Origin of the sequence: Candidatus Thiodictyon syntrophicum (assembly GCF_002813775.1) — a bacterium.
Classification (GTDB): Bacteria; Pseudomonadota; Gammaproteobacteria; order Chromatiales; family Chromatiaceae; genus Thiodictyon; species Thiodictyon syntrophicum.
On record NZ_CP020370.1, the window covers coordinates 117410 to 132366 of the forward strand.

Consider the following 14957-nt stretch of genomic DNA (forward strand, 5'->3'; position numbering starts at 1 on the left):
GCGGCGCTCACCCGCTACTCGGCTGGGGGGATGGCGTCGAATTCGGCCTGGGTGCCATGCTCGCCCTGTAGCCAGGCGGTTCGGAGCTTTTTCAGCGCCGGGGCGATATAATTCCGGAAATAGAAGGGGAAATCCACATCGGTCCAGACGCCCGCCGCCGCCCGTACCGAGGCGATAGCCAACCCCAGGTCCGACCGGCCGCCGCCCAGGTCTGCCCGGTACCCATAAGCCAGGCCGAGGTTTAAGCGGCTCCCGGCCCAGTCCGCCGGGTGGGCCTCGCGGGTGCGAACCTCCAGGGCCAGCCTGCAGGCCGCGATGGCTTTGCCGAGGTTCTCAACCCGGTCGCCGGTCGGCATGTGCGCCCAAGCGTTGCCGAGGTTGTTCTGGGTCATGGCCCAGTTCGCCGCGTGGGCCTCGCGGGTGCGGACCTCCAGGGCCAGTCCGTAGGCCGCGATGGCCTTGCCTATGTTCTCCGCCCGGTCGCCGGTGGGCATGTTCCGCCAAGCGATGCCTAGGTTGTTCTGAGTCGAGGCCCACTCCGCCGGGTGGGCCTCGCGGGTTAGGACCTCCAGGGCCAGCCCGTAGGCCGCGATGGCCTTGCGGAGGTTGTCCGCCCGGTTGCCGGTGGGCATGTCTCGCCAGGCGTTGCCGAGGTTGATCTGGGTCCCGGCCCAGTGCGCCGGGTGGGCCTCGCGGGTGTAGACGTTCAGGGCCAGCCCGCAGGCAACGATGGCCTTGCCGAGGTTCTCCGCCCGGTCGCCGTTGGGCATGTTCGCCCAGGCGGCGCCGAGGTTGTTCTGGATCATGGCCCAGTCTGCCGGGTGGGCCTCGCGAGTTTGGACCTCCAGTGCCAGCCCGAAGGCCGCGATGGCCTTGCCGAGGTTCTCCGCCCGATTACCGGTGGGCATCTCTGTCCAGGCGCGGCCGAGGTTGTTTTGGGTCCCCGCCCAGTCCGCCGGGTGGGCCTCGCGGGTATAGACCTCCAGGGCCAGCTCGTAGGCTGCGATGGCCTTGCCTATGTTCTCAGCTCGGTCGCCGGTGGGCATGTTCCGCCAGGCGATGCCTAGGTTGTTCTGGGTCGCGGCCCAGTCCGCCGGGTGGGCCTCGCGGGTTAGGACCTCCAAGGCCAGCCCGTAGGCCGCGATGGCTTTGCCGAGGTTCTCCAGCCGCTCGCCGGTGGGCATTTCCGCCCAAGCGTTGCCGAGGTTGCCTTGGGTCTTGGCCCACTGCGTCGGGTGCGCCTCGCGGGTCCAGGTACTCTGGGCCTGGGTCAGGAGCGCGATGGCCTTGCGCCGGTGGGCAGCGATGTCCCCCAGCCGGGCCTGCAAATGGGCGAGGGCAGCGTTGTAGATGGCCTGGGGGTCTTCGGGCCGCAGCGCAAGTGCCTGCTCATAGGGCCCGATGGCCCGATCGTATTCGCCCGCGTTGTACCAATTGTCGCCCTCCAGGGTCAGGAGCCGGAATGCCTCGGCCAGGGGCTCGCACTTCAGGTCCTGGACGATGCGGTCGGCCTCCTCGTGGTCTTTCAGCTCGATGGCGGCGCGGGCCTTCTTCTCGCCTTGGCCCCGCTCGTAGAGATCCCGGACCTTGGCCATCAGCTCGGGGGAGAGGGGCTCCTGCTCCGGGGTTTCACCGACTGTCTTGGGCGCCTGGCGTTCTCGCAGGAGCGCCAGGATCTCCTCCTGTCCGTCCTTAATCGCGGCAAGGTCGGACCTAGTCGATAGGCCGTCCTCCCGAACCGCCTCCCGATTCCGTACGCCCTCCTCCCGCACGATCTGCTCAATGCCGGTCAGCCGCTTGGCCAGGTCTGCGATCCCCGCGCCGATCTCGATCCCCTGGGCCGCCAGCCGGGGCAGCAGTTCGTCGAGCGTCTCCCGCACTGCCGCCAGGGCGGCGGCGTTCTCCGCGTCGCGCTCCAGGTTGGCGGCGGCCACGGTCAGCACCCGGTTGGCGATGTCGAGCTGCATGGCGTAGGCGGCGTGGCCGTCCAGGGCGGCGTCCTGCTTGAGCGCCTGGCGCACGGATTCGCTGAAGCGGGTCGCCAGGGCCCGGCGGACCCGCGATTCGGCGATGGCCTCTTCAAAGTTGGGTGACGTACCCGGCCGTTCCGGGTTGAGGCAGGCCAGCAGGGCGAGGGTCTGGGCCGGCGTCAGGGCGGGGCGCTCGGGCCTGGCGACGAACTCCACCAGTCGGCGCTCGTCGATGGAGCCGAGCCACCGCTTGGCACTGTCGGTGAGGGCGATCTCCGCCCAGTGCGACTCGGCCCGGTCGGCCAGGTGGCGCACCAGTGCGGCGTCCTGCGAGCCGAGATCGGGTGCGACGGCGCGCAGCACCATGCCGATGGACCGGCCCACCAGTTGGGCGAGGTCGTGATTCCGGAAGAAGTCCCGGGCCGCCAGTGCCTGGCGTTCCCAGTCGAGATAGCGCTCGGAGGCGACGTTGACCAGGATGCCGGAGATGGCCCCAACGACGGGCAGCAGCAGCCAGTCGGGGAGCCACTCCCCAAGGTTGTCGAGCATCGCCTTGCCTGGGTCCCCCGCCAGGGCCAGGGCGCCAAGTGTCAACAGCGCAAGCAGCAGCCCCGGCAGGGCCCCGACGCAGAGGCGCAACCAGCGGGGCTGATGGGCAATCCGGCGGTCGATGCGCGACGGCATTTACGCTCCCAGGCGGCGCGGGGCCGCATCCTCGGTGGGCGGGTAGGGTTTCGTCATTATGCCGGGTTGGGGCTGGGGTTGCAGCGGGCGTTGGGCTGAATGTGTTGCGGTTCCGGTGCCTGGCGGCTTGGGTAGTGGCGGATCGCCCTGCGGGCATCCGCCCGGCCTGGGCGGTGCGGCGCCGCCTCAGGCGCGCACCACCTGGATGCGGCGGCCCGCGGGGCTTGTGACCTCGCGGCTGCCGGTGCGCTCAGCGATCGGCGGCTGACCGCTGCGCCGGTCGAAGACCACCAGCCAGCCGGTGTCGAGACCCAGGCCGGCGAGGTAGCCGTCAAGTTGCTCCAGACCCTCAGCCAGCGGGTCCGGGGCGCCGTCGCGCCAGACCTTGAGTTCCATCCCGAGCGTCAGCGGACCATAGCGCAGACAGAGATCCATGCGCCCGGCGCCGATGGCGTACTCGCGCTCCAGGGTGCCGTCGCCGTTGACCACGCGGTGCAGAAAGGCCATCAAGACCAGGTGCGGGGCGATCTCGTGGTAGGGGGCGCTGCCGAGCAAGGGCTGGCCGTGGCGGCGCCAGAAGGCCAGGAAGGCGTCGAGCAGGCGCGGCGCATTGAGCGTCCCGTCGGGATCGAGCCAGGTGGGACTGATCCGGGGCAGCGAATCCTGCGGGCCGCTCGCCAGGGTGCGCGGCAGGACCTCGCGGTAGATGGGATTGGCGACCACCAGGCCGCCCGCACCGTCGCGACGCAACAGGCCCAGGTCAATCAGATAGTCGCGGTCCTCCTCGGCGACGACGGCCGGCACGGTGCCGGCCAGCATCGGCTCGATGATGCGCCGCACCCGTTCTTCGCGCAGTTTGTCGGCGAGTTGGTCCAGGTGGGTGACCCGATTGACGATCAGGTATTCCTTGGCCTCGTCGATCAGGGCCGCGGTGATGGGGCGGGTGCGGTCGCGGCCCGCGCGCATCTCGAAGCAGGCGTGGTAGGCGAGTGCGTTGACCAGCCAGGGCTGGCCCTGGGTCAGGTCCCAGACGCGCGCCAAGGCCTCCGGGGTGAAGGGCTGGCCGGTTTCCTTGGTGTGCTCAAGGAGCAGCGCGCTCGTCTCCGCGGCATCGAAGTCGCCCAGGCGCAGCGACTTGGCCTTGATGTTAAAGGCACTGCCGCCGGTAATCGGGCTCGCCTCGGAGCGGGCATGGATGCGGTAGTCCCGCAGATCGCGCACCCCGCACAGCACCACCGTTTGCGGAAAGTGGTCGGGACGCTGGGTGTAGCCGGCGCGCAACTGGCGCAGCAACGACACCAGGGTGTCGCCGACCAGTGCGTCCACCTCGTCGAGCAGGAGCACGGCCGGTCGCGGGTCCGCGGCAGCCCAGGACTCCAGCAGGCGGAGCAGCCGTTCATCCGCTGGGACCTCGGCGCCGCCGTCCCGATACCAGTCGGCCAGGCGCCCATCCTGGAGATAGAGCCGCGCCGAGCGCCCCAGCGCGCTGCACATGGCCGCCATACCCCGGTCGACATCCTCGCGCGCGGTCTGGGCGGTCTCCAGGTTCGTATAGAGCGCCCGGTAGCGGCCCTCGTGGTTCAGGTACGCCATCAGGGCCAGCAGGCAACTGGTCTTGCCGGTCTGGCGGGGGGCGTGGAGCAGGAAGTACTTTTTGCGCTCGATCAGTTCCAGTACCGCCTCGAGGTCCCAGCGCCCCAGGGGCGGCAGGCAGTAATGGTCTTGGGGCCGAACCGGACCCTCGGTATTGAAAAAGCGCATGGGGCGACTCCTGGAACCACGCGGGCTGGCCGCGCATCGGTAAGATGCCTGTCACAGTCGGCCAGCCGCAGACGGGCAAGTCGGCGCCGTAGCGGTTGACGATCGTTGCTTCAAAGTAGCATGCCCTTGCGGGCGAGGCTGCCAAGAGCGATCGAAAAATTCTTACCATTCCTTGGCGTGCGTAAACCCCGAGTCCGCGTATATTTCGCGGAATCGTTTAATTTTTTGACGAAGGCAGTTGAAATTACGACGCAACTGTCGTCTGATCCGCACCGGTGCTGGCACCACCCGCACCGGTGTCCCGGCCAACCGGTCCGACGCCGCCGGCGCCCAGCGTCTTCACCAAGCAAGAGTTCCTCCGGAGTCATGATGAACCCTGTCGCGATCCGCCCCCTGTGGCTGTTGGTCCTGCTGCTGCCGCTGGCCTGTCCCGCCGCGCCGGTCGCGAATGCGCGGGCGGCACCGAAGAAGGTCCCTGAGTTGACGGCGCCGCCGGCCCCCGCCGCGGTTGCTGCCCCGGCGCCCGCCAAGGCGCCGCGGCCCAGTGCGCCCGGCGGGGTCACGCCGAGCCGCGACCAGGTCCGGACCATGATCGACGAGGTGGCCAGGCAATACGGGGTCGAGTCGAAGCTGGTGCGGGCGGTCGTGGCCGCCGAGTCCAACTTCAACGCCAACGCCGTCTCCCGGGTGGGGGCCGTGGGCCTGATGCAGGTGATGCCGGCGACCGCGGGGGACTACGGGGTAACCTCCACCGCGGCCCTGTTCGACCCCAAGACCAATCTGCGCACCGGTACCCGTCACCTCAAACGGCTGCTGGACAAATACAAGGGCGACTATGGCCGGGTGATCATGGCCTACAACGCCGGGGAGGGCGTGGTGGACCGTACCAACAACCATGTCACTTATCAGGAGACGCTCGACTACACCGAGGCGGTGATCGGCCACTACCGCAACAACGGCGGCTCCGCACCCACCACGGGCGCCCTGGCCAAGGTCCAGGTCCTGCGCGGCATGCGTAACCGCGGCCAGGCCAGGCGCCTGCTCAAGAAATATCTGGACCCTTCGCTGTTGTCGCTGAAGGTGAAGCCGACCCTGGCCCTGCGCGCACTCAACCCCGCCCTGCACGCGGTCGGTCCGGAGAGCCGCCCGATGTTCGAGTTGGATATGCAGGCGATGCGCTGAAACCGCTGCCGCTCGCGGCGGCCGTTACGGTTCGGGTCGCGGCGTGCTGGACGAACGCGGGAAAACCCTGCACCATCGACGCACCGCACCCGAACCCCAGGAGTTGCACCTTGTCCGCCGCCCCGCTCGCCGTCGTCGAGGCCTTTTTCGCCGCCCGGGACGCCTTTGACTTCGAGCGGGCGCGCGCGCTGCTCGCCGACCAGGGATTCAGCTTTCGCAGCCCGATCGCCGCGTTCGACTGCGCCGACCAGTTTATCCAGTACGGCGCCCACGCGAGCGCAATCGTCCAGTCCGTGCAGGTCCGCAAGGTCTTCGTGGACGGCCCGGACGTCTGTCACTTCCTCACCTACCGCATCCAGATCTCGGAGAAGCTGTCCGTGAACGCCGTCCAGTGGAGCCACGTCGAGCAGGGCCGCATCCTGCGTATCGAGACGCTGTTCGACGCCTCCGTCTATCGCGAACTGTTTCCGGGTCCGGTGGTCGGCTAAGGCGAACTCCGGATAACTTTGTACCCGCACAACAAACCGGAGGTCGATGCTTCAGCCGGATGCGGCACCGCTTCGCGCTGAAGCGTCGGCCTCCGGTGGAGTCGGCCCGGCCAGCGTAGGTCGAGCCTTCACGGTACGGCGTTCTTCGGAAATCGCCTTAGCATCCGCCGCGTCGGCAGCGGGCCTGTCGCACCCAGACAGCAAAAACATATCAACAATGTTTTAAGACGCTAGCGTTTTATAGACACTCCGCCTATATTATGGACTCCAACCCCTGGGAGTCCGCCATGCCCCTCGACTTCGCCACCGCCCCCTACGGCCGCCGGGCCGAAACCGACGCCATCTTCCGTCGTTTCGACGCGGGCAAGAACCTGCTCATGCCGGGACCGCGCCGCCTGGGCAAGACCTTCGTGCTGCACCGCCTGGAGGAGCGGGCCGCCGCCCAGGGTTATGTCGTCGTCAGCTTCGATGTCTCACATCGTCAACTGGTCAGCGATCACGAGGCCGAGGCCATCGTCGCCGCCTCGGGTTGGCTGTCCGCCTATTACCTGGAGGCCTTCGGCAAACAGTTGCAGGGCCCCCCGGCCGCGGATGTCGATACCGCGCGTGAGCGGGTGGTGGAGGCCCGCAAGCGCTTGCTGCAACCGGTCAACCGCAATTACTTTGAAACCTGGCCGGAACATATCCGCAAGAACTTTGCCGAGCCGACCAGCGCCCGCCTGTTCGCCCTCCTCGCCTGTCTGGCCGAGTTCGAGACCGGCCTGTCCGCCGACGGCCTGCTGCCCGCACTGAACGATGCCGCACTGCCGCGCCGGGACCTGCTGCGCCTGCTCAATACGCTGGAAGAGGACGGCTTCATCGTCTGCAACCGGGAGGCCGACAGCTACCGCTTCCGGATGGAATTGTTGCGCCTGTGGTGGCAGCGGTATCTGCCGGAGTAAGGCGATGACCGCGATCGATGTCATCGCCGTTTATGACCCGGGTAATCTCACCCCGGCGGACCTGGTTGCCGGCTTCGTGGCGCGGGAACGCACCCTTGCCTATTTCATCAATGAACTGCGCCACCAGACCACGGCCGGGGCCAGCCCGCGCCATCATCTCATCGTCGGTCAGCGCGGTATGGGCAAGACCACCCTGCTGCTGCGCCTCGCCGTCGCCATCAATGAGGAGGCGGGGCTGGCCGCACATCTGTTGCCCCTGACCTTCCGCGAAGAACAATATAATGTCATCAACCTGCACGTATTCTGGCGCAACGCCATCGAATCGCTCCTGGACTGGCTGGAGCAGCAGGGCCGCACCGACGAGGCCGCGGCACTGGAAGCAGCACTGAACGCGGCCGAGACCGCCTATGAAAAGGACCGTAAGGGGCAAGGCGACGGCGCTGCCGCGTGGCGCGTCTTTCAGCGTGCCGCCGAGCGCCTGGGGCGGCGGCCGGTGCTCTTTCTCGATAATCTGAACCTGATCCTGGATGCCCTGAAAAAGCACGATTGGGGTCTGCGCGACCTGCTCCAGCAGGTCGACGGACCCTTGGTCATCGGCGCGGCGGCGGCCTATCCCAAGGGCCTGTCGGACCGCGGCGCGGCCTTCTTCGATTTCTTTCGCATCACCACCCTGGAGCGACTGGAGATCGCCGAGGTTCGCGCCTGTCTGCAACGTCTGGCGGCCAAACGCGGTGAGCCCGGGGCTCGCGTCAGGGACCTCCTGGCCCGTGACCCCGGACGGATCGACGCACTCACCGAATTGACCGGCGGCAACCCGCGCACCCTGGCGGTCCTGTACCTGCTCCTGGAGGGCCAGGCGGGTGAGGACGCCTTCGCCGACCTGGAGCGCCTCCTGGACCGGATGACACCGCTGTACAAGGCCCGCACCGAGGAGGCCGCCCCCCAGGCGCGCGCCGTGCTGGATGCGGTGGCCCTGAACTGGGACCCGATCACCGCCAACGCGGCGGCGCGCGAGTCCGGGTTGGACGTGACCGCGGTCAATGCCCAACTGGCGCGGCTGGAGAACGACGGCTATGTGGAAAAGGTCGAGGTCAGCGGCAGCGGGCGTTCCGGCTATCAACTGGTGGAGCGCTTCTTCAATATCTGGTACCTGATGCGCCACGGCAGCCGCCGGCTGAAACAGCGGGTGCGCTGGCTGACCTGCTTCCTGCGCGGGTTCTATTCGCCCGGCGAACGCGAGGGGCTGGGCCGCGAGATCCTGGGTTCGGGCAATTACCAGGGCCGCGCCGATTGGATGCTGGCGGTGGCGAAGAGCCAGGAAGACGGTGTCTATCGCAAAGCACTGACCCATGCCGCCGGGCGCGACCTGTGGCAGCAGTCGGAGGTCCGCGAGCGGATCGAGCGGCTGGTTGATCTGCGCGATATCGATCCGGAACAGGCGGATATGGTCGAACTGGAGCACCGGGTATCGGTGATGCAGCGGGAATGGCCGACCGGGATGGATGCGCGGCAATTTTGGGAGCTATTGGGTGGGTCGCTGGAACTCGGCGGGGCGCAGAAGCGGGCCATTGTCGAGCAATTGCCCGGCATGGCGGCGGATAAGCTCGGCGAACTGGTTGCAACTTTGCGCAAAGAGGTTGCCGATCTCTGCAGAAGCTTGAAGTTAACAGAGGACGAGTTGGCGCCTTACCGTGCCGCCGTGCGGGATGGCAGTATCCGCCACCGCTATGACTGGGAGGGCGCAAGCGCCGCCGCGCTGCACGAAAGGAATTTCGACATCGCCGCCGTTGGGTGCCTGGTGATGCTCCAACATTTCGAGCGCGACCCCGACGCGGTGGACAAGATCCGGCAACGTTTTCCGGGGGAGACGCGGGGACTGTGGGCGCGCGTGGATTCCCACCCTCGCCTTGAAAAACCAGACACCGGAATTAGTGCACGTTATCGCGGCCACCGGCTCAAGGAACTCGGATTCATGCAGGAGGCGGAAACGGCCTTCCGCCGGGCCATCACACTCGTTCCCAAGGATGCAAATTCATGGCATTCACTCGGTTCGCTGCTACAAGATCATCTGGGCCGCTACGAGGAGGCCGAAACCGCCTACCGTCAGGCCATCGTGCTCGATCCAACGTCGGCAAGCGGATGGCTCTGGCTCGGCAGCTTGTTGCAGCGGCACCTGGGCCGTTACGAAGAGGCCGAAGCCGCCTACCGCGAGGCTATCGCGCTCGACCCCAAGTCGGCAGATGCCTGGGTGTCACTCGGCTCGTTGCTGCAAGAGCTTACCGGCCGCTGCGAGGAAGCCGAAGCCGCCTACCGTCAGGCCATCGTGCTCGATCCCAAATGGGTATGCCCATGGGCCTACCTTGGCGCGTTGCTGCAAGACCGTCTTGGCCGTTATGAAGAGGCCGAACAGGCGTATCTCCAAAGTCTGAGACTGTGGGGGCAGGAGCCGACGAGTCAGCGCGGCGGAGGCAGCGGGAATGACGTACACGGCCTCCTGGCCTATCTGTATTGGTTCCACCTGGGCCGGCCCGAGGAGGCTCGCCGCTACGCCGAACTGGGACAGCAGGTGCCGGAAACCTATCTCGGTCGCCTGCTCGACGCCGCCCAACACCTGGCCGAAGACGCGCCCAAGGCCGCCTTCGACGCCCTCGACGCCGCGCTCGCCGAGGCCGACGCCAAGCTCTGGGTCCAATTCCTCGGGCGGCTGCAACGCACCCTGCGCCATGCCCATGCCAAAGGCTACGCCCCTAAGTTCCGCGAATGGATGGAGGCCGCCGACTATCCCGCCCGCTACGCCCCCCTGTACTGGGCCTTCCTGGCCCTGCTCGAGGGCGAGGGCATCCTGCGCAACGTGAGCCCGGAGGTACGCCGCACCGCGCTGCGCATCTATCAGGGCCTCGCCGCCAACGCCGCGCCGCCCCCGCCGGCCAAGAAGGCTGGCCGCCGCCGGGGCCGTGAGGCGGGGCCAGGGCGGGACGGGTCTTGAGACCAGGTCCCGCGTCTTTGGCCGCTTGCGCAAGCGACGCTGTGGGAGCGGCTTCAGCCGCGACCAGGCGTCGCAAGCGCCCGCCACGTCGCAGGTTTCCGCAGCCTATGTCACGCCCTTTCAGGGCTGATCGTCCTTCTCCCGACACCCAGGGCGTTGCCCTGGGCTGGTATGTCGCGCCCCTTTGGGGCTGCCAGGTCGGCAGCGTTACGCCCTCGTCTGATTTGCGCTTATTTGCGTTCATTTGCGGCTAAATACTCTTTTCAGGCTCACTGGACCGGCCGCACCCGCGCCCGGATCGCCGCCCGCAAGGCCGCCGGGTCGAGCGGCTTGCGCAGCACCAGGGGCCGCCCGGGGAGGTCGTCGAGGCCCGCCAGGGCGCTGTCCTGGCCGGTCATGAGGATCACCGGCAGCCCCGGCCGCTCCCGCGCCAGGTGCCGGAAGAGGCCGATCCCGTCCAGCGTGGGCATGGCGATATCGGAGAGCACGAGATCGAACCCGGAGTCCTGGGCCAGGAGTGCGAGCGCGGCCTGCCCATGTTCCGCCTGGGCCAGGTCCACCCCGCCCAGGGTCAGCAGCCGGGCCACCGCCTCGCGCACCCGCGGGTCGTCATCCACCACCAGGACGCGCAGCCCCGGGGGCAGCCCGTCGGACCCCGGGTCCGCGACGGCGGCCGGGGGTGAACGCGGGTCGGCGTCGGGTAGCGGCGTCGGCTCGCTCACGGCCGGCAACAGGAGCCGGAAGCTGGTGCCGCAACCCGGGCGCGATTCCACCACCAGCCCGGCCCCGGAGCGGGCGATGAACTCCTGCACCATGAAGAGCCCGAGCCCGTGGCCGCGCTGCTTGGCCTTGGTGGAAAAGAGCGGGTCGAAGATATTCGGGAGGATGGCGGGCTCGATGCCGCTGCCCGTATCGGTCACCCGCAACTCCACGCAGTCCATGGCCGGGCGGGTCCCGACCGCCAGGCGGGTGTCGTCGACCCCGGCGCTGGGCGCGGCCTCAATGCGCAACTCCCCGCCCGCGGGCATGGCGTCGCGGGCGTTGAGCGCGAGATTGAGCAGCGCCGCTTGTAGAAAGCCCGCGTTGGTGCGCGCCTTGAGACCGGGCGCAATGGCGATGCTCAGGCGGATGGCCGCGGGCAGGACCTGCTGCAGGATGCGTGCCAACTCGGCGACGGTCTCTTGCAGGTCCACCGGCTCCAGCGGGACCCCCCCGGCGCGGCTCAAGGAGAGCATCCCGGAGGTGATGACCTTGGCCTGACCCAGGGCGCTTTGGGTCTCTTCCAAGACCTGACGCAGTTCGGGATCGCTGTCAGCCCCCGGCAGGCCGATGCTCAGGAAGTAGATGTTGGCATCGATGACCCCCAGCAGGTTGTTGAAATCATGTGCGACCCCACTCGCCAGGTGGCCGATGGTCTCGCGCTCGCGCGACTCCACCAGGTCGTGCTGGATCTGCTCCTGATAGCGCATGGCCGCCAGGCGTTGGGCGATCAGCCGCAGCATCTGCCGCTCCGGTTCCCCCAGATTCAGGGCCGACTGGGTCCCCCACAGGGACAGGATCAGCGTTTCCGTCGGCCCGTCCGGCCGGGGGGCGTCGAAGGCGAGCCCTACGCAGGAGTGCAGGCCCGAGGTTGCCGCGGCCCCCGGCAGGCGGTCGATGCCCAGAACACAGGGGGTGCCGCGATGCGCCAGGGTCTGCGCCAGGACGGCCTGGAACATCGCCGGTCCGGGTCCGTCCGCGCCCTCACCGGGGAGTGCGATCAGCACCTGGTGCCGCTGGTCATCCTCCATCACCCCCAGGACCGCCGCCGCCGCCCCCAGGGTCCGGCAGCCGAGTTCCAGCAGGGCGCGGTCCTTGTCCGCGGGCGGCAGCGGCCGGTTGATCAGGTCCACCAGTTCCTCGAGCTGGGCGGCATGGCGGGTCTCGTTCTCGCGGATCAGGTCCTGCGCCAGGTGGCGATCGGTGATGTCCGTGTCGATGCCGCGGTAGCCCAGGAAGGTGCCGTCCGGGGCCAGCATGGGTGCCCCGCTGCTCATCAGCCATACCCGCCAGTTCTGCACCCCCAGGCAGAGCCGGTCGAAGTCCCGGATCGGCTCACGGCGCTGCATGATGGCAAAGACGGCGGCCTTGACCGTGGCCCGGTCCGCGGCCGGCAAGAGATCGTAAAAATGCTGGCCGATCAGTTCGTCCGCCCGATAGCCAAGGATCTGTTCGCAGACCGGGTTGACGTAGGTGTAGCGTCCCTGGGGGTCGATCTCCCAGCTCATGGAGCGGCTCTGATGGGCCAACTGCTCATAGCGGGCGTTGCTCGCGCGCAGGTCCGCCGTGGCGTGGGCGCGGTCCATGGCCCCGGCCAGGACGCTGGCAAAGACCTGGAGGAAGCGGATCTGCATCGGCGACCAGTCCCGCGGGGCGCGCACGGCGTCGAAGCCGACACAGCCGAGCAGCACCTCGCCGACGGCCAGTGGTGCGACGAGCATCGACTGGATTGCCTGGGCGCGGCACATCTCCTGCTCTCGGGACCAGGCCGCGGGCAGGTCCGTCACCCGGGGGATCACGACCGGCTCGCCGAGCCGCAATTGGAGCATCAATTCCGGTAGCGTCGAAATGGGGATCGCCTGATTCTGCGCCAGCGCGGGGGCCACACCCGCCGCCGCCCACTCCAGGGTGTTGGTGAGGGTGCCCGCGGACTCATCGAGCAGGATGACGTAGCTGCGGTCCGCATGGGCGAAGCGACCAACGCGCTCGAGCGCCTCCGCGGTCAAGGCATCGAGCCCCTGGTCGGGCACGCCGAGCAAGCGCACGGCCAGTGCCAGCAGTTCGTCGACCATGGCTTCGCGCTGGGCCAGCGCCGCCTCGGCCTGTTTGCGCTCGCTGATGTCCTGGTGGATGCCGGACATCAGCCGCGGGGCCCCCGCGGCGTCACGTTCCATCACCCGGCCCTGGTCCAGGACCCATATCCAGTGCCCGTCACGGTGGCGCATGCGCAGGTCGCACTCGTAGCCATCCAACTCGCCCCGGAAGTGCGCCTCCAGCAGGGCCAGGCTCCGCTTCAGGTCAGCGGGCTCCGTGAGGTCGATCCAGGTCTGGATGCTGAGCGGGGCCAGGTCGGCCAACTGGTAGCCCAGGATCTCGGCCCAGCGCGCGTTGACCAGGATGACACCGGTCTGGACCTCCCACTCCCAGGTGCCGACCCGGGTCCCGGCGATGATATTGGACAGGCGCCGCCGCTCCGCACTCAGGGCCAGTTCCGCCTCCTTGCGCTCAGTGATGTCGATGCTGATCCCTTCGATTGCGCTGACCCGGCCTGCGGGGTCGTGCTGGACGCGGGTGCGGTAATGCACGCTGCGCTCGTCCCCGTTGAGCCGACGGATCCGCACGTCATGCTCGTCGGTGAGGTCCTCGCCGGCCAGTACGGAGCGCAGTTGGCTGGTGATCAGGCCCCGGTCCCGCGGATGGACACGGCGCAGGAAGTTCTCCAGCGTCGGCGCGACGCTGCCGGGGGCGTAGCCCAGGAGTCGGTAGCCCTGGTCCGACCACTCCACCTCGTTGGTGCGCAGGTCCAGATACCAGCTCCCCATGTCGGCGATGCGCTGGGACTCGGCGAGGCGTGTCTCGCTGCGGTGCAGGCGTTCGCGCAGGCGCGCGGAGTCCAGGTTTTCCTGCGCCAGGGCCCTGAAGCTTGTGGTCAGGGATCGCGCCATCGCGGCCACCGCGTCCGCCAACTGTCCGGGCTCCCGCAACCGGCCGGGCCTCGGTGTGGGCCAGGGCCGGTCCTCGCGGATGGCGGCGGGCAGGGCCGCGGTGACCTCCACCAGTTCGCGCAGCGGGCGGACCAACTGCCGACTCAGGGTCTGGGCAGCGGCAACGCCCAGACCCGCCAGGGCCAGGAGCACCAGAAGGATTCGGGTCACGGTCTCCTGCAGCCGGTCGATCAGGGGGGCGGCGTTGAATTCCACCGCCAACAGGCCGGCCGGGGATGCGGGTTCGCCGGGGACCTCCATGCGGTAACGCGCGCCGCGCCAGCGGGCCATGCGCGAGGGGAGCCGGCCGCTGGGCAGGATGATCGTCAGTCCCGCGGTTCCGGTGGGGATACCGGTTTCCCGCCGGGGCAGCTTGCCGAGATCGCCGCCCGGCGGCGCCGACCACTGAACCTGCGGCTCGCTGCCCGCCGGGAGATGCTCGTGCAGGAGTCGATTCAGGTGCTCGCGTTCTGCTTCGCGGTCTGCCGCACTGCGGCCGTCCAGATGGTACCGGGGTCCCAGGTGATGGACCGCCAGCTCGGCGAAGAGCCCCAGCCGCTCGGCCTGTTCGGCCTCCAGGTGGCCCTTCAGGTCGCGGCTCTGCCAGGTCGTGATCAGCAGGGAGGGCACCAGCAGGCTGGAGAGCAGGACGCTGAAGAGGACCTGCGCGACCGGGAGGGCACGGCGACGGCGGCTCAGGTCGACCGCCAACAGCATGAGACCGGCGAGGGCGGCATTGAGGATGCCGTTGAGTGCCTGCTTGACGGCGACCAGCAGGGTTGGCGGCCAGCCCATCCCGAGTCCCCAGTGATAGCAGAGCAGGACCAGCGGGATGCCGATCAGGAACCAGTAGAGGGTCACCGAGACCGCGAGCGGCGGTGCGTCGCGGCCGCGGCGGCGCGTGCGCGCCCGGTGCCAGGCGACCGCGACCGCCTCGCCGACCAGGATGATCAGGGCATAGGGGTGGTCCCAGAGGAACCAGGTGTAGGCGCCGCCGACCAGGGCCACCAGCAGGCCGGGCCAGGTCCCCAGCCACACCAGGGCCAGCAGCACCGCAATCGAGCCGAACAGGACATCGACACCGAAAAACAGCGGCAGATTGACATAATTGCCGAGCAGGGCGAGCAGCGCCAGCGCGGGGGTGGCGACCAGGACCCGGGTCAGGCCCGGTCCGGGCGGGGCCGGGAGCGGCACCGGGGTGT

Annotated in this window: 7 protein-coding genes; 4 read left to right on the top strand and 3 right to left on the bottom strand. The window is 68.5% G+C overall.

Annotated features, from left to right (window positions below; translation table 11 throughout):
* Positions 1 to 14 precede the first annotated feature (14 nt).
* Positions 15 to 2654 (bottom strand): tetratricopeptide repeat protein, encoded by a 2640-nt coding sequence (locus THSYN_RS00535; protein WP_100917411.1) that lies wholly within the window; start codon positions 2652 to 2654, stop codon positions 15 to 17.
* A gap of 186 nt (positions 2655 to 2840) precedes the next feature.
* On the bottom strand, positions 2841 to 4415 hold the full coding sequence (locus tag THSYN_RS00540; RefSeq protein ID WP_100917412.1) for an AAA-like domain-containing protein: 1575 nt from the start codon (positions 4413 to 4415) through the stop codon (positions 2841 to 2843).
* Between the two features lie 366 nt (positions 4416 to 4781).
* Between THSYN_RS00540 and THSYN_RS00545 the strand changes: the two genes are divergently transcribed.
* The 4 genes from THSYN_RS00545 to THSYN_RS00555 all read left to right on the top strand — a co-directional run bounded on the left by THSYN_RS00545 (position 4782) and on the right by THSYN_RS00555 (position 10012).
* A complete protein-coding gene (locus tag THSYN_RS00545) occupies positions 4782 to 5597 on the top strand; it encodes a lytic transglycosylase domain-containing protein (RefSeq protein ID WP_418219900.1) in 816 nt (271 codons plus the stop codon).
* Between the two features lie 110 nt (positions 5598 to 5707).
* The gene (locus THSYN_RS00550; RefSeq protein WP_100917414.1) at positions 5708 to 6085 is read left to right on the top strand and encodes a nuclear transport factor 2-like protein; all 378 of its coding nucleotides are present in this window, start codon (positions 5708 to 5710) and stop codon (positions 6083 to 6085) included.
* Positions 6086 to 6372: 287 nt separating this feature from the next.
* Entirely contained in the window at positions 6373 to 7026 is a 654-nt protein-coding gene (locus THSYN_RS34685) for a P-loop NTPase family protein (protein ID WP_172965212.1), read from the top strand.
* A gap of 4 nt (positions 7027 to 7030) precedes the next feature.
* Positions 7031 to 10012, top strand: a complete 2982-nt coding sequence (locus THSYN_RS00555; RefSeq protein WP_172965213.1) for a tetratricopeptide repeat protein — start codon at positions 7031 to 7033, stop codon at positions 10010 to 10012.
* A gap of 269 nt (positions 10013 to 10281) precedes the next feature.
* Here the strand turns inward: THSYN_RS00555 and THSYN_RS00560 are convergent, their stop codons facing one another.
* A complete protein-coding gene (locus THSYN_RS00560) occupies positions 10282 to 14949 on the bottom strand; it encodes a PAS domain S-box protein (RefSeq protein ID WP_100917416.1) in 4668 nt (1555 codons plus the stop codon).
* Positions 14950 to 14957: the final 8 nt, after the last annotated feature.

What these genes read in the sequence shown, in the direction of transcription:
- THSYN_RS00535 (WP_100917411.1), bottom strand. Translation starts at nt 2,654, where the DNA reads ATGCCGTCGCGCATCGACCGCCGGATTGCCCATCAGCCCCGCTGGTTG.
- THSYN_RS00540 (WP_100917412.1), bottom strand. Translation starts at nt 4,415, where the DNA reads ATGCGCTTTTTCAATACCGAGGGTCCGGTTCGGCCCCAAGACCATTAC.
- THSYN_RS00545 (WP_418219900.1), top strand. Translation starts at nt 4,782, where the DNA reads ATGATGAACCCTGTCGCGATCCGCCCCCTGTGGCTGTTGGTCCTGCTG.
- THSYN_RS34685 (WP_172965212.1), top strand. Translation starts at nt 6,373, where the DNA reads ATGCCCCTCGACTTCGCCACCGCCCCCTACGGCCGCCGGGCCGAAACC.
- THSYN_RS00555 (WP_172965213.1), top strand. Translation starts at nt 7,031, where the DNA reads ATGACCGCGATCGATGTCATCGCCGTTTATGACCCGGGTAATCTCACC.